At 37.2% G+C, this 16,278-nt stretch carries 12 protein-coding genes; 6 read left to right on the top strand and 6 right to left on the bottom strand.

All coding sequences use genetic code 11. The features are described 5' to 3' along the window. Positions 1-308 precede the first annotated feature (308 nt). From HND50_18920 to HND50_18930, 3 genes are all read left to right on the top strand, one after another. Positions 309-1,760, top strand: a complete 1,452-nt coding sequence (locus HND50_18920) for a YjgP/YjgQ family permease (protein ID NOG47321.1) — start codon at positions 309-311, stop codon at positions 1,758-1,760. 91 nt (positions 1,761-1,851) lie between these two features. Continuing rightward, positions 1,852-2,928, top strand: coding sequence for an LPS export ABC transporter permease LptG (gene lptG / locus HND50_18925; GenBank protein ID NOG47322.1), 1,077 nt, complete (start codon positions 1,852-1,854; stop codon positions 2,926-2,928). 30 nt (positions 2,929-2,958) lie between these two features. Further along, positions 2,959-5,190, top strand: a complete 2,232-nt coding sequence (locus HND50_18930; GenBank protein ID NOG47323.1) for a carbohydrate binding family 9 domain-containing protein — start codon at positions 2,959-2,961, stop codon at positions 5,188-5,190. 82 nt (positions 5,191-5,272) lie between these two features. Here the strand turns inward: HND50_18930 and arfB are convergent, their stop codons facing one another. Beyond that, positions 5,273-5,689 carry an aminoacyl-tRNA hydrolase gene (gene arfB, locus HND50_18935; protein NOG47324.1) on the bottom strand — a complete coding sequence of 139 codons (417 nt, stop codon included), beginning with the start codon at positions 5,687-5,689 and terminating at the stop codon, positions 5,273-5,275. Between the two features lie 43 nt (positions 5,690-5,732). Next, complete coding sequence (locus HND50_18940) at positions 5,733-6,215, bottom strand: YajQ family cyclic di-GMP-binding protein (protein NOG47325.1); 483 nt, start codon at positions 6,213-6,215, stop codon at positions 5,733-5,735. Positions 6,216-6,429: 214 nt separating this feature from the next. Between HND50_18940 and HND50_18945 the strand changes: the two genes are divergently transcribed. Continuing rightward, entirely contained in the window at positions 6,430-6,867 is a 438-nt protein-coding gene (locus tag HND50_18945) for a hypothetical protein (protein ID NOG47326.1), read from the top strand. Between the two features lie 2 nt (positions 6,868-6,869). Next, a complete protein-coding gene (locus tag HND50_18950) occupies positions 6,870-7,727 on the top strand; it encodes a hypothetical protein (protein ID NOG47327.1) in 858 nt (285 codons plus the stop codon). Positions 7,728-7,887: 160 nt separating this feature from the next. Here HND50_18950 and HND50_18955 read toward each other — a convergent pair whose 3' ends face one another. From HND50_18955 to gcvP, 4 genes are all read right to left on the bottom strand, one after another. After that, positions 7,888-9,453 carry a T9SS type A sorting domain-containing protein gene (locus HND50_18955; protein ID NOG47328.1) on the bottom strand — a complete coding sequence of 522 codons (1,566 nt, stop codon included), beginning with the start codon at positions 9,451-9,453 and terminating at the stop codon, positions 7,888-7,890. 59 nt (positions 9,454-9,512) lie between these two features. After that, positions 9,513-9,968, bottom strand: coding sequence for a T9SS type A sorting domain-containing protein (locus HND50_18960; GenBank protein NOG47329.1), 456 nt, complete (start codon positions 9,966-9,968; stop codon positions 9,513-9,515). Positions 9,969-10,060: 92 nt separating this feature from the next. Then, on the bottom strand, positions 10,061-10,258 hold the full coding sequence (locus HND50_18965; GenBank protein ID NOG47330.1) for a hypothetical protein: 198 nt from the start codon (positions 10,256-10,258) through the stop codon (positions 10,061-10,063). A gap of 133 nt (positions 10,259-10,391) precedes the next feature. Next, positions 10,392-13,280, bottom strand: a complete 2,889-nt coding sequence (gcvP, locus tag HND50_18970; protein ID NOG47331.1) for an aminomethyl-transferring glycine dehydrogenase — start codon at positions 13,278-13,280, stop codon at positions 10,392-10,394. Between the two features lie 248 nt (positions 13,281-13,528). Between gcvP and HND50_18975 the strand changes: the two genes are divergently transcribed. Beyond that, the gene (locus HND50_18975; protein ID NOG47332.1) at positions 13,529-16,276 is read left to right on the top strand and encodes an insulinase family protein; all 2,748 of its coding nucleotides are present in this window, start codon (positions 13,529-13,531) and stop codon (positions 16,274-16,276) included. Positions 16,277-16,278: the final 2 nt, after the last annotated feature.

Here is a 16,278-nt window from a genome sequence, read left to right on the forward strand (position 1 = left end):
CGGATAGCTAACTTTATCAAGAGAATTCTACATCTCTATCAAATAATTAAAAATCAAATCGGCTACTGTTTCGGATTTCTTAAAATAAATTTAGTCACTTATGGAAAACATTTCATGCAACGTAATTAAATATATTTTGATCCCTGAAAATATAATGATTTTTTGCAGGACGTTTATTATAAGAGAAATGCTGTGGCAGCAAAAATAAATGATTAGGGCAAAAATCATTTTTTGTTTATATTTCGCGAATTGTTCAAACAAAAATCCAAAGCAAGAGTAAGACCAATCTGTAAATAAAAAAATATCGAATGAAAATATTAAACCGCTACATAATAAAAGAACATATTGGCCCCTTCTTTTTTGCCCTTTCTGTAATCATGTTTATTTTACTGATGCAGTTTATGGTAAAGCATATTGATAAAATTTTTGGCAAAGGGCTCTCTTTTTTAACCATCTTTGAATTAATTATCTACAACCTTGCCTGGATGATAGCACTTGCTGTTCCTATGGCTACACTTGTAGCAGTGTTAATGTCGTTTGGCCGGTTCTCGGCAGACAATGAAATCACAATTTTAAAATCGAGCGGTATCAGCATTTATCGCATAATCCGGCCATCATTGTTTTTTGGCTTAATGCTTACGGTTGGCATGATCTATTTCAATGATCAGATTTTGCCCGATACAAATCATGCGGCACGTAAAATGTTCCAGGCCATAAAACGAAAAAAGCCAACACTTTCCTTGCAGGAACATATCTTTTTTGAGCTTGACAATTTTGCCTTTGTGGTAAACAAAATCGAAAAGCCCTTGCCGGAAGAGTGGCTTAATTTAGCAAGCCTGTTAGGCCCGGAGTATCAAAATAATGAGCAGCTCGACCGCCTGAAAAATGTGACTATCTTTGATAAATCATCACCCAAAAGCACTACAACAATCAATGCCGAAGAAGGTTACATGGTTTACTCAAAGGAAAAACAGGCACTAATTTTCACCCTGTTTAAAGGTGAGTTTCATGAGTTTGATTTTAAAAAAATTGAAGAATACCAAAGATCGGAATTTGAAAAACACATTGTTTATATGCCTGCCAAAAATTTTGAATTGGAGGCCTCTAACAGCAGTTACCGCAGCGATCGTGAAATGAATATTAGCCAGATGCAGGAGGAAGTTTTAAAAAGCAGCGATCAGGCGAATAAACAAATCGATAAAGTAAAAGAAGATTTGGATAGCAATTTTAAACGATTAAACAACTTATTCAGTATCATACAAAATGATTCGCTGGAACTGCTTTCGAAAATTGACACACTTCCAGCAGTATCTGATGAGCAACATAGAATTGCCCGGCAAAAAGCTATCCGCACCGCGGAACGATACGCACAAAAAATGAAAACAAATATAAACCTGTTAAATAACCATAAAAGCAGGATTAATAAATTTGACGTTGAGATTTACAAAAAACTATCCATACCTTTTGCAAGTATAATGTTTGTCCTTGTTGGTGCACCTCTAGGAATAATGGCGCGCAAAGGCAGCATGGGTGTAGCGATTACGTTAAGTCTTGGCTTTTTTATTCTTTATTGGGCTTTTTTAATTGGTGGTGAAAAATTGGCTGATAGACGAATTTTATCGCCCTTTTGGGCAATGTGGTCTCCAAATGCGATTGTGTTTGTTTCAGGATTATACCTAATCTGGCGTGCTGTTCGCGAATCGTCTTTTATTAACTGGGATCGCTTATTAAAACTTTTTAAGGCCAAAGAAGACTTGTAACTGATGCGGGTTACGGGTTACATGTTATCAATTTGGTCCATGATTATTTTGCAACCACCATTTTAACAAAATCAAAAAACTAAATTTCTTAATGAAAAAATTACATCAATATTTATTAAAAAAGTTTATCGTAAACCTGTTTGTTGCCATTAGCGGTTGGATTATTATTTTCATAATAATCAATATGATTGAAAAACTTTCGGTCTTTATTGATAACGATGCCAGTCTTCAGCAATTCTTTTTATTTTATGTGTATTTTATTCCATATATAATCAGCCTTACCCTGCCTATAGCCATGCTTCTGGCAGCCTTATTTGCCGTTAGTAACCTGGCGCAACACAACGAAATTGTAGCGCAGCTTTCCTCAGGAATTAGCCTTTATAAAATTTTAACACCATTATTTATTACTGCATTTTTTATAAGTATTCTTGCCGGTATTTTTAATGAATATGTCGTTCCGGTTGCCAACCAAAACCGTGCAGAGCTGATGAGCTATGAAATTAAAGATAATCCCAGGAATCGCGGCAAGTTTCGCAACAACATTTATTTGCAGGATTCTGATTCGCGGAAGATGTACGTAAAATATTATAACGGCAAAAAAAATGTGGCCACCGAAGTAAGCCTTCAAACATTTTCCGGTTCAGTTTTGGTGGAACGAATAGATGCAAAGAAAATGAGCTGGATCGATAGCAGCTGGGTTTTAACCGACGCCAGTTTACGCAGGTTTAGTAATGACCAGGAACAAATTTTTAAAATGGCAGACACAACCATTTCCGATAGCCGCATTAAGCCAAAAAATCTTATGCGTTTCAAAAAAAAGCCAGAAGAAATGAGCTATGCAGAGCTTAACACGTTTATCAAAGAGCTTAAAGAAATTGGAGCCAATCCACGCAAATGGTTGGTTGAAAGACATTTGAAAATTGCTTTGCCTTTTGCTAACTTTATTGTGGTTTTAATTGGCGCACCATTTGCATCACGGAAAAGACGCGGCGGAACAGGCCTTAGCTTTGGCCTTAGTCTTCTTATTAGTTTTTCTTTTTTTATTATCATCCGCTTTGGTCAGGTACTTGGCCATCAGGGAACATTAGAACCACTTTTAGCGGCCTGGCTAGGAAATTTAATTTTTCTCAGCCTCGGACTTTATACTCTTTTTACAGTTAAAAAATAATTAACCGATAGACAGCTTAACGGAGAAGCTATGAGATCAAAGTATCTCATTATCATTCTGTTATCATTACTTATCTCCACTGTATTTCCAAAGCCTAATGATCAGGTTCGTTTAAATCCCTTTAATAAAGGAATTGTCCTGGATGGTTTCCTTACAGAAGATGTTTGGAAAAATGCAACGCGTATAACTGATTTTTATACAATCCAACCCGTTGCCGGCAACCCTGCTGAAGAACGGACCGCTGCCCTTTTCGGCTATGATGAAAAAAATCTCTATATTGCCTTTATTTGTTTTTATGATGATCCTTCTGTTATTCGGGCTACTGTGGCCAAGCGGGATGCAATCTTTGAAGATGATTTTATCCTTTTATATCTGGATACATTTGATGCCGGCGAGCATGCCTATCAGTTTGCCTTCAATCCCTTCGGCATTCAGGGAGATGGCGTTTATACGGAGCACGTTGGGGAAGATTTTAAACCGGATTTTATTTTCGAATCCCACGGCAGGATTTTTCGCCAGGGTTATATTGTAGAAGCACAAATTCCATTCAGCAGTCTCAATTTTCCTGATAAAAGTAAAATGAACTGGCGTTTCGCAATTCTACGTCATACTGAGCATTTAAACCACGATACCGTTTGGCCGCGAATATCTTTAAACTCCACAGACTGGGTCGGACAGTTTGGTAGATTAAGCGATATACAATCCATCCAAACCGGGAAAGGGCTGGAGATACTTCCGGAATTTTCTTCATTTAGAGTAGACAATTATTCTTCAATAGACAGCTCACTTAATAATGGCCCAATTAAAGGTGATTTCGGCTTAAATCTAAAATATGGAGTCAGCTCAGGATTAAATCTTGATCTTACTTTTAACCCGGATTTTAGCCAGGTGGAGTCCGATGTTAATAAAATTGATGTTAACCGAAGGAAACCGCTGTTCTATTCCGAGAAAAGACCATTTTTTCTGGAAGGGACAGATATATTTAAAACCCCTATCCAGGCTGTTTATACAAGGCAACTAATCGATCCATTAGGTGGCATAAAATTCAGTGGACGCGTTGGCGATTATTCAGTCGGACTACTTAGTACAATTGATGAATATCAAGGTACAACAGCCTTTTTAGGAAGCGATTCAGCAACGGTCAAAAAATATGGAACGAAAAAAAGCTTAAACAATATTTTGCGAATTAAACGAACTATTTTTGATAACAGCAGTGTTGGCCTCCTTGTTACTGACAGGGAATTTGAAGACACTTACAATCGAGTCTACGGATTAGACGGCACTTTTGCTTTTACAGATAATGATATCCTTACTTTACAAGGATTGCATTCACAGACAAAAGATGTATTTTCATCTCAAAAAACTGAAGATCCCGCATTTTACGGTAATTACTGGCATGGCACAGATACCTGGAATTTTCAAATTTTTTATAATGATTACGCACCGGATTTCCGCGTTGATAATGGTTTTATTGAACGGCAGGATATAATTGCAAATGGATTTCGTGAAGGCGGTTTGCAGCTTTGGTATAACTTCAAGTGGCAAGAAAACAGCCTGCAGTATTTCCGCCCATACATTTACTCCACGCGCATTGTCGATCATGAAAACAAGGTTATTGAAGATAATCTTTGGTCTTCTCTTTTCTTCCAATTCGATTTTAAAACAGAAGTAACACTTAGCCACTATTTTTCCAGGGAAAATTTTGGTGGACAAAATTTTGATAAGAATAATTATGCCGTGGATATAAGCAACACTTCTCTTTCATGGTTACAGGCCAATTTTTATCTCTATAACGGGGATGAGATTTCTTATTTTACAAACCCAACATTTCTTGGAAATGTAAACTATATAATATCCTCATTAGTTTTTAAACCATTGGGCTATTTAAATTTTGATTTTTCTTACAAGTATTATCGTTTTACAGGGGAAGTTAACGGTTTAAATGAAGGCTTATCTCAGGAAATCCCAAGGGTAAAGTTATCATGGCAGTTTTACAGATATTTTGCGCTTCGCCTGATAGCAGAAAGAACCACTTTGCATTATGATGACACTTACTATTCTTATGCAGAGTCCGGTCAAATAGATGTTAACCTACTTTTCAGCTACACGCCTTCACCAGGAACTGTGATATTTCTTGGCTATAATGATTTTTACGAAAAAGGAACAAAATTCCACAAAGGTTGGATAAGTTTTGATAAGTATACACAAGCCCAACGCGGTTTTTTTATGAAGCTCTCTTATCTTTTTAAAGCAGACCTGTAATTATCGTGCTGCCTTAAGATTATTCGCTCCGTTACATTCCACACTGAATGACAACAAAAATTGAGTTTTTTATAATAGCAGATTAATCATCAATCGTTTTTCTTGTTTGCTTAAGCTGGGCCCTTTTTTTCTTTTGCTGCAATCGTTTTTCTTTTACGGATTTAGGTGTCTTTGTTTTTTTACGTGGCTTCTTCTCTTTTAAAGCCCGTTGCAAATGCAGGATTAGTTTTTCAACCGCATCCTGTTTGTTGGCAAATTGAGAGCGGTGTTTTTGTGATTCTATTTTTATAACATTGCCATTGACAAGATGATTACTCAAGCCTGTAATTATCATTTCCAACTGCCGTTCAGACAATCCTCTAATTATGGCCAGCGGGCAAGACAAAATAACCTTGCTGCTAACTTTATTTACGTGCTGGCCACCTGGCCCGCTGCTCCGTACTGCTTGAAATGAAAGTTTATTTTCATCAAGATAAACATCATTTTTAATTTGAATCATAAATCAAAACTAATAAAACCGAAACGACGGTTTACTCCAAAATTTAATCGCGGAAATTTTCATATTGTAAAGGCACGTCTAAATCTGACTTTTTAAACAGTGCGATTACTTGCTGTAGGTCATCACGTTTTTTTCCTGTAATACGAAGTTTTTCGCCTTGAATTGCAGCTTGAACTTTCATCTTTGTATCTTTAATCATCTTAACCATTTTCTTAGCTGTTTCCGTTTCCAGACCCTGTTTTACTTTTAAATCCTGGCGGGTGCCCTTTCCTGATTCTAATATCTGTCCGGCTTCAATAAATTTAATATCAATACCACGCTTTATCATTTTTCCTTGCAACATATCCAGCATCTGGTGCAATTGAAAATCCGATTGTGAAAACATTGTGATGACATCATCGGCAAATTCAAACTTCGAATCGCTGCCTTTAAAATCATAACGTGTAGTTACCTCTCGGTTTGCCTGATCGATGGCATTTGTTAATTCATGCATATTTACTTCTGAAACTATATCAAATGAAGGCATATCTCTCTCCTTTTGAAATTCAATTTTATTTTACAATTAAATTAGTGTGAATTGTACAATTCATGCACAGAGTTTTTAAACTTAACATTTTTATAGATTGTTATTCATCAATAGGAGCCTGTTTGCAACCGTTTAGCTTTTTTGGCACAGCAATTGATATTTGATCTGTATCACTTTAGATGAACTCTGCTAAAATACCTAACCAGGAGATTTGATGAAAAAAATAATTTTCAGCCTGTTGGCATTTATCTATTTTGCTACAGCTCAGGACAGCTCACTTGCAATGGTCGATGCGGTAGAAACAACATCGCATGATTCCGTTGCCATGGATACTACGTCCCCTATTCAGGATTTAAGCCTGGATGATTATCAAAAATTTTATATCGGTTTCACAACGACTGATGCCGCACTTGAAGTAATTACCCTCGATATAAAGAATGTTGCTTCAGCAGATAGCACCCTCACTTTTCAGTACACATTAAATACACACAACAACAGAGAGGTTGGTACAGGAAATATCTGGCCCGGTAAATCTAAAATCCAGTTTCAAAATATGGAAGAAGGCCGTATCTCAATACCAGAAGATGGTAAAATAGTTTTTGAATCACTTTCCCAGGATACTCTTAAATATTGGAAATTAAAGGAGAAATAAAAATGAAATATATACTAGCTTTTACAATTACTGCCTTGCTTTTTTCATGCAACCAGCAAAAAATCACCCAACTTGAAGTTGAATTACAACAAGTAAAAAAACAAAATGAATTGATCATGGAACAGTCGTCCGGAAAAGATCAATTTATTGAAGAATACACAACAACCCTGAACGAAGTTTACGATAACCTGGAAAATATTCGTAAGCGTGAAGGCATGATTACTGAATACTCCAAAAGTATTGAGAAGAGTAAAGAGGCCAATGTAAAGAAAAAAATGCTCAGCAATATTGAATCAATTGACAACTATATTAACCGCAGCAAGAAAAAGCTGAATACATTAAAAACACGTTTTAAAGACTCTGAAATGACCAGCAAAGCCTTTGAAGAAACTATTGAGAAACTGACCAAAGAGCTGGAAGAAAAAGAACTATATATTGCAGAACTACGCACAGAAGTTGATTCACTTAATCAAAAAGTTGCCCAGGCATCTTTTGATATAAAAGAGCGTGATCTGATAATTGAAGAGCAAACCGAGCAAATGAATGTAGCCCATTACATTATTGGGACAGATGATGAGCTGGAAGAAAAACAAATCATCACGGAAAAGGGCGGCTTTATCGGGATTGGGACAACAACAGTTGTTTCTTCAACCTTAAACAGGGATGATTTTGTCACAGCAAATATCAGTGATACTGAAACTATAACTATTTCCGGTAACAAAGAGGATATTGAAATAATATCTGCTCATGCAACCGGATCGTATGAACTGGTTGGTGAAACAGAAGAAGAAACAAAACTTGAAATTAAAGATCCTGATGAATTTTGGAAGATGCGCTATTTGGTTATTTTAGTGGAATAGTTCCAAAAGTTATGTGGAACGTTCTGACACTTAAATACCATTTATTTAAGATCATTTGCAATCGGTATGTAACAAAGAGTTAGGACTTCCCGGGTAAAGAGGTCTGGTGGCTCTAAACGAAGAAGGGAATGATTAAATTGTCATTCCCTTTTTTATTATTTCATTTTATATACAACATTTTCTTTTTAAAAATCTCCCCATCTTTTTTCAAAATATAATAATAAGTTCCTGTCGAAAGACTAAGTTTCGCCGGGCTAAAGCTCTCAATATATTTACCCATACCATAATTACGGTTATCAATAACCGAGGCAACTTCTTCACCCAAGACATTATATATTTTCAGACTGATCTGTGCATTTTTATGCAGCTTAAAAGAAAGATATGTTTTATCTATAAATGGGTTGGGATAATTAGAGACCAAATCATTTTTCTGAGGAATTTCGTTATTGTCATTTTGAATTGCTGTAATATTATCCACATCAATTAGCGCAGTCCAAACGCTTAGTGCGCCGTTGTGAAGCCGTGTCCAAATCGGACGAACAACATTATTATGGGCAGAGATATTTGTGTAATCCCCAAAAAAGATACCGGCATTTGGTATAAATGGTGATTCGCTTATTTTAAAATTTACAAACGTTTCACCACCATCATCAGACTTGGCCATATAAACATCGGTTTGAAGATCATCATAATTCCGGCGATCATAAAAAACAAAATACAAAATGCCATTTGTCTGGTCGATGTCCATCCAGGTAAAAAATTGCTGTTTCCCGGCAGGATCATCATTAACCCGTGCCGGCTTACTCCAAGTCTCTCCGGCATCTGTAGATTTTGAAAACCAAACATCCGTATCATTTGTGCCATTGCGCTGATCAGACCAGTTTACATAAATGTTTCCATGATTAGGTCCGCCACTCAAATCACACACCGTAATGGGCATGCCATTGGCACGCATAATTCCCGGAATATCATAAGCCCAACCGTCCGGCATTTCATCGATAAAAATATCGTTCTCCAACCAGGTTTCGCCACCATCTAATGACTTATCAAAAACTAATCCCGCAGGTCCGGCCCAGGACACATAAATTTCTCCATTGGGTCCAACAGTTGGTACTGCGCCTTCAACTGTTTCATCGTCATCTATACAATTACCATCAATTTCATTTATTGCCACAGGTTCAGACCAGGTTTCTCCACCATCTGTTGATCTTGTAAACCGGATTTTTGATTTATGCTTTGAATGTGAACTGCCATATTCATCAAATTGAGTCCAGGTTACATACATTGAATTTGTGTTGCGGTCTACAGCTGCCCATTGTTTATCTTGCGCTTTGGAGCCATCTTTGCCAAAAGCAGTGCCATCGTTCCAGGTTTTGCCACCATCGATAGATTTTTGACTGACAATCCGATCAATCCATGTACCTGAAGGAGGATTTGATAAATGCAGAAAATAGAAAGCGCCTGTTGTATCTACGGCAATAACAGGATCGCCCCAAACACCAAAAGCGCTGGAAGAAAGGATTCCGCTTTCCCATGTTTCACCGGCATCGGAAGAGTAATAGAAATTATTGATATTTGTAGCCGCCACTATCCTGTTTGTATTGGCAGGATCAATCATAATGCTGGGTTCATTGGGCGTATTTGCCGTTGAGATTAATATATTCTTATGCTGGGCAAAAATTTTTGTAGCGGTTAAAATTAAAAAAAATATTAGAAATAATTTCATTTGTTACATCTTTCCTTTAAGCGTTCTGAAATGAAAAACATTAAACTTCTATGATTAGCTCATCTAATCAACAACATTTTAGCATATTTAGTTTGAGTATTTAAAGTCAAAACTCGGTAATAATATAATCCTGATTTTAGGCCAAATGAACTCATATCTATTTTATATTTACCCGGTTTTGCATTTGGATACGTTTTAACTCCAACCATTTTACCTTTTGTATCTATTAATTCAAAAGTTACATCTCCTGTTTCAAATATCTTGAAATAGACATCTGCTGTCGGACTAAATGGATTAGGGTAATTTTTGACTAACTCAATTTTGCTGTTAATTTGAGTAGAATCAAGAGAATCTGATACTAAAGAATCACCTAAAAAACTTTCATTAAATTTTCCTACTTCATCAATCTTAAACTCAAGTATATTTAGTTGTTCTTTGGGTTTTGTACTAGATAATTGGTCATTTGAATTTCTGGTGGAAGAACAAAATTGGAATAAAAAAAAGACGTAGAACAAAAGGAATATTCTAAGCCTTTTTTTTCAAGGTGAGTTCATTATAACTCCTGTCTCAGCATAGATGAAATAGCAATTTGGTCGACAAATGAAGGTTAAGCCTTGTATCTTGCCGCATCAATTATTGACCAAAGGTGCACAATCCAGCCAAGAAAGAAAAACCATAAAACTCCGGCTAAAACAAAGTGGATAATCGCCAAAAGTAAACGGCCTTGGATAAGTTGGCCTAATCCCGGGATAAAAAAACTGGCTAAAGCGGCAATCACATTTCCTGTAGATCCTTGTCCTGACATGGTTATTTCCCTTTTTGTTTTTTACTTTTGCCACGGATTTTCACCGATTTTCACAGATGAAAAAATTATTTATATATTTATTCTCAATTTTATTTCTGTGGTAATCCGTGTAAATCTGTGGTTGAATAATTGTTTACTCCTCATAACTTTCAATTGGTAAGCAAGAGCAAACCAGGTTTCTGTCACCATGAGTGTTGTTTACACGTGCTACAGCCGGCCAAAATTTATTGTCTTTTAAATAGCTTAAAGGATATGCCGCTTCTTCGCGCGAGTATGGATGATCCCAATTATTTGCAGTAACTTCTGCAGCAGTATGCGGTGCATTTTTTAATACATTATTTTCTGAATCGGATTTACCTGACTTGACATCTTCCATTTCTTTATGAATAGAAATCAAAGAATCGCAGAAACGATCCAGCTCTTCTTTCGATTCGCTCTCTGTAGGTTCGATCATCATAGTGCCATGAACAGGCCAGGCAACAGTTGGCGCGTGGAAACCATAATCAATCAGGCGTTTCGCAATATCTTCTACCTCGATACCTGCTTCTTTAAATGGGCGTAAATCAATTATCATTTCATGACCGACAAATCCATTCTTACCGGTATAGAGTGCTTTATAATAATTGCTCAATCGCGCCTTAATATAATTGGCATTTAAAATGGCAAATTCACTTGCAGCCTTCATTCCATCTTTACCCAGCATTTTCATGTAAGCATAAGAAATTGGTAAAACGCTACTGCTGCCAAATGGCGTTGAAGACACCGCAGAAGTGGCTTTTTCTCCACCTGTTTTGACTTGCGTATGCCCGGGAAGAAATTTTGCAAGATGTCCGGCCACAGCAATTGGCCCCATTCCCGGCCCACCACCACCATGCGGAATACTAAAAGTTTTATGCAGGTTCAAGTGACACACATCCGCGCCAATTACCCCCGGACTAGTTAAGCCGACCTGCGCATTCATGTTGGCGCCATCCATATAAACCTGTCCGCCATTATCATGAATAATGTCCATCATTTCTGATATGCTTTCTTCAAAAACACCGTGTGTAGATGGATAAGTGATCATAAAAGCAGCCAGCTCATTTTTATGTTGCTCAGCCTTTTCTTTTAGATTGTCAATATCCACGTTGCCCTGATCGTCACATTTTACAATAACAATTTTCATCCCTGCTAAACTGGCGCTTGCAGGATTTGTACCATGCGCTGATGATGGAATTAACACAACATTTCTGTGGCCTTCACCTTTATCAAGATAGTAAGCCCTGATCGTAAGCAAACCGGCATATTCTCCCTGCGCGCCGGAGTTTGGTTGAAGTGACGCCGCTTTAAATCCTGTAATTTCGCATATCGTACGGCTCATATCTTCAATCAGCTCATGATATCCTTCTGCCTGTGCAGCCGGGATAAATGGATGAAGCTGGGAAAATTCAGGCCAGGAAACAGGCATCATGGATGTGGCCGGATTGAGTTTCATCGTACAAGAACCCAAAGGTATCATAGATGTGTTTAGAGAAAGATCTTTATTTTCCAGACGTTTTATATAGCGCATCATCTCTGTTTCTGAATGATAGCTGTTAAACACAGGGTGCTCCATATATTTGCTTTGGCGCATTAAGTTGTCCGGAAAGGTCAGGTCAACATTGTTAAACTCTGTACTTTTAATTGAGTGATATTCTTTATCAGCTGCTTTTGCAAAAACATGTAACAGGTCATGCACATCAGGGAAACGTGTGTTTTGATCGAGCGAGACCCCAATTCTTCCATCTGGAAAAAACCGTACATTTATCCGATTTTCTTCAAATAGTTTTTCAGCTTTATCTATAATTAAATTGTCATGATTAATGGTAATTGTATCAAAAAAATGTTCTGATGAAAGCTGGTAACCCATTTTTTGCAATTCAGTTGCAAGGATTTTTGTATAACCATGGATGCGCCCGGCAATCCCTTTTATGCCTTCGGGCCCATGATAAACACCATACATGCCAGCCATTATGGCTAATAAAGCCTGGGCTGTACAAATATTTGAAGTTGCTTTTTCTCCCCGGATATGTTGTTCACGTGTTTGAAGCGACATTCTGTATCCGGGATTTCCGTGCCTGTCAATCGAAACCCCAATTATTCTGCCGGGAATTTGCCGTTTATGCTCATCTTTTGTAGCAAAATAAGCTGCATGAGGTCCGCCATAACCAAGTGGAACGCCAAATCGTTGTGAGGTTCCGACCACAACATCTGCGCCCATTTCACCCGGTGGTGTCAATAATGCCAGGCTTAGTAAATCAGCAACAACAGCAATCTTGCAATTATTTTCATGTGCTTTTTTGATTAGTTCCGTTGAATCTTCAAGTGATCCGTCTTCATTAGGAAATTGAAGAAGCGCTCCATAAACTTTCTCAGAAAATTCAAACTCTTCAGCCGAAATCACCTTTATTTCAATGTTCAATGGTGCAGATCTGGTTTTTAAAACATCGATTGTATGTGGAAAAACCTTGTCTGATACGAGAAAAGTATCTGCCCCGTTTTTAACTTGTGGACCTTTGCGTAACCTGTATAACATGGTCATTGCTTCAGCAGCAGCTGTTCCCTCATCCAACAAAGAGGCATTAGCAATATCCATCCCTGTTAAGTCCATCACCATCGTCTGGAAGTTAAGCAAAGCCTCCAACCTGCCTTGGGCAATTTCGGCCTGGTAAGGTGTATATTGTGTATACCAGCCAGGATTCTCAAAGATATTTCGTAAAATTACACTAGGCGTAGTTGTATCATAAAAACCCATCCCAATATATGTTTTATAGATCTTATTTTTTTGAGCAACCTTTTCCAGCTCGTGCAAAAAGGCAAATTCAGATTTTCCACCTCCAACTTGTAAATCTTGTTTTAGACGGATATTTTCCGGGATCGTTTGTGCAATTAGTTCATCTAAAGATGAAACACCAATTTTATCAAGCATGTTTTGGACATCAGAGATACGTGGGCCAATATGGCGATTTTGATACCTGTCTTTAATTTCAATATTCATTTTCATTTATAAATCCTACATTTGTTAAAAAAATTCATAAACGGTTCTGTTTTTCAAGCATGTAATTTAATGCTTTATAAGATCGATTTAAACAGGCAAATAAAATATTTTTTTAGTAATGGCAATACACACATTTTAAGGAATGGACTACGAACTTAAACTTTATTATTTTCTTGGAAACATTTTATTAATTATTACGAAAATACAATTCCTGCACTATAATTAAACCAAAACATATCAAAAAAGGAGAAGACATGTCTCGCATGCTCATTTTTATGGTTATGCTGTTTTTAACCATTTCATTTTCAAACGCTTCAGTTCCTGATGGCTATAGCAAAGTCAAAGAACTTGGGGGAATAGAAGAATTCAAATTAGAGTCAAATGATCTTACTGTATTACTGATGGAAGATCATTCAGCTCCTGTGTTAACTTTTATGGTTACTTTTCACGTTGGCTCCCGTAATGAGGTAACTGGAACAACAGGTTCAACACACCTTCTTGAACACTTAATGTTTAAAGGGACACCAAGATTTAACAAGGCCAATGGCGGTCATATAGATAATCTTCTTGGCAATGTAGGTGCCATGCTCAATGCCACAACATGGACTGACCGGACAAACTATTATGAAAGTATTCCAAGCGAATATTTGGAAACAACGGTTGAATTTGAAGCCGATCGTATGCGCAACCTGTTATTATTAAAAGAAGACAAAGAAGCAGAGATGACAGTGGTTCGCAATGAATATGAACGTGGTGAAAACAGCCCTTACCAAACATTGGATAAAGAAATATTTGCAACAGCTTTTCAGGCTCATCCTTATCATCACTCAACAATTGGCTGGAAATCTGATATTGAAAATGTGACTATGGAAAAATTGAGAGATTTTTATAACACATTTTATTGGCCAAACAATGCAACTGTAACGGTGATTGGAGATTTTGATAAAACACATGCCTTGGAATTGATAAAAAAATATTATGGTAAAATTTCAAAGTCACCTAACCCAATTCCTGAATTATATACAGTTGAGCCAAAACAAGAAGGTCAACGCCGCGTTACAATTAAACGCCCGGGGCAATTAGGTGTTGTTGGTATTGGATGGAAGATACCAGGCGCACTGAATGCAGATACATATAGTCTTGCTGTACTTGACAATATTATGCAAAATGGAAAAAACAGCAGAATGTATAAAGCTCTTATAGATAACAACAAAGCTTCAAATGCTTTCGATGATCACTCTATGTTCAAGGATCCAAGTCTATATATTTCGTATGCCTTTCTTGCACCAGGTGTAACACACGATGAAGTTGAAAAAATTATTTTAGCAGAATTTGATAAAATCAAAAAAGAAGGCGTTACCGATGCTGAAGTTACCCGCGCCAAAAGCCAAATAAAAGCCGCTACAGCTTTTGGACGTGATGGTTCTTTTTCCATCGCCAGCAGAATCAATGAATCCATCGCCCGGGGTGACTGGACATTCTATACAAATTACTTGGACAATATTAGAAAAGTTACTGCAGAAGATGTTAAACGTGTAGCAAATGAATACTTTATTGAAGACCACAGCACAACAGGGCATTTTATTCCTGTTCTTCCCGGAGGTGGTAAAGATAAACCAGGCCCAAGTTCATTAAAAAAACAACCGCAGTTTTACCGTACACCTGGAATGGAAACACCTGCGGCTGCATTATCTCCTGTTCAACCTCAGCCAACAGAGAGCTCGATTGCTAAAAATATTGAACGTAAAAACATAAACGGGATAGATGTAATCACATCAAAAACCGGTGTTAAAGATGTAGTGACAATTACAGGAAGTATGGCTGGTGGAGATATTTTCAGCCCAGGTGATAATGGCATGATAGCTGATTTGACCGGACGGATGCTGGATAAAGGCACAACAAAAAATGATAAGTTCGCACTTGCCGAAAAACTTGAAAACCTTGGTGCCACACTTCGGTTTGGGATCGATAAATATAATGTTACTTTTAACGCGCGTTGTCTTAAAAAAGATGTATCGGCTGTGATTGATTTGCTTGCTGAACAACTGCGGATGCCTGCCTTTTCTGAAGAGGAACTTGTAAAATTAAAAAAACAAACTGAAGCTAATTTAAAACGCCAGTTAGAAAGCACAAACTCCCGTGCAACCGAAAAACTAAACCGATTGATTTTTAGCGAAGATCATCCAAACTATGATGAAACAATCGAAAACTTAATAGAGCAAATGAAGGCTGTTACAATTGGAGACGTAAAAGCTTTTCACAAAAAATTCTATGGTCCCAAATCGATGATATTTGTCGCTGCAGGAGATGTTGATAGCGAAATGATCCAAAAATCATTAAAAAATGCATTTGCTGGCTGGGACGGTGGTGTTACACATAAACAATATGAGCAACAAACTACTAAAACAAAATCTGGCAAGCACATTGTTACAATGGAGGGGAAAACAAGTACTTCTATTTTAATTGGCCAAGCCAGTGGGCTAAAACGTACGGATAAAGATGGTTTACCATTTTATCTTGGAAATACTATTTTTGGTACCGGTTTTGCCGGACGCCTGATGTCAATCATCCGTGATGATGAAGGTTTGACCTATGGCATATACTCAACCCATACAAGTGACATTTACTCCGATGGTAAATGGTTTATTGGCGCTACATTTGCGCCAAATTTATTAGATCAAGGGTTGAAATCTACCATGCGTGAATTCAAACGCTGGGTAAATGAAGGTGTTACTGCCAAAGAACTTCAAAGTGTAAAAAAGAGACTAACCGGAAGATATAAAGTTGGTTTGGCAACTTCCCGCGGAATGGCTGCCCAGATACTTGGTTTTATACAACAAGGCTACGATGTTGAATACATGGATAATTTTCCAAATGAAATAAACAAAGTAACTTTAGAGCAGGTTAATAACGCAATTAAGAAATATATCGATCCTGATGCGGCTGTTACTGTAATTGCAGGCAGTGTTGATCAAGATGGAAAACCATTAAGTAAAAAGTAATT

It is taken from the genome of Calditrichota bacterium (genome assembly GCA_013112635.1).
GTDB lineage: Bacteria > Calditrichota > Calditrichia > Calditrichales > J004 > JABFGF01.

Coding starts and splice junctions, on each gene's coding strand:
- HND50_18920 (NOG47321.1), top strand. CDS start 309: ATGAAAATATTAAACCGCTACATAATAAAAGAACATATTGGCCCCTTC.
- lptG (NOG47322.1), top strand. CDS start 1,852: ATGAAAAAATTACATCAATATTTATTAAAAAAGTTTATCGTAAACCTG.
- HND50_18930 (NOG47323.1), top strand. CDS start 2,959: ATGAGATCAAAGTATCTCATTATCATTCTGTTATCATTACTTATCTCC.
- arfB (NOG47324.1), bottom strand. CDS start 5,689: ATGATTCAAATTAAAAATGATGTTTATCTTGATGAAAATAAACTTTCA.
- HND50_18940 (NOG47325.1), bottom strand. CDS start 6,215: ATGCCTTCATTTGATATAGTTTCAGAAGTAAATATGCATGAATTAACA.
- HND50_18945 (NOG47326.1), top strand. CDS start 6,430: ATGAAAAAAATAATTTTCAGCCTGTTGGCATTTATCTATTTTGCTACA.
- HND50_18950 (NOG47327.1), top strand. CDS start 6,870: ATGAAATATATACTAGCTTTTACAATTACTGCCTTGCTTTTTTCATGC.
- HND50_18955 (NOG47328.1), bottom strand. CDS start 9,453: ATGAAATTATTTCTAATATTTTTTTTAATTTTAACCGCTACAAAAATT.
- HND50_18965 (NOG47330.1), bottom strand. CDS start 10,258: ATGTCAGGACAAGGATCTACAGGAAATGTGATTGCCGCTTTAGCCAGT.
- gcvP (NOG47331.1), bottom strand. CDS start 13,280: ATGAAAATGAATATTGAAATTAAAGACAGGTATCAAAATCGCCATATT.
- HND50_18975 (NOG47332.1), top strand. CDS start 13,529: ATGTCTCGCATGCTCATTTTTATGGTTATGCTGTTTTTAACCATTTCA.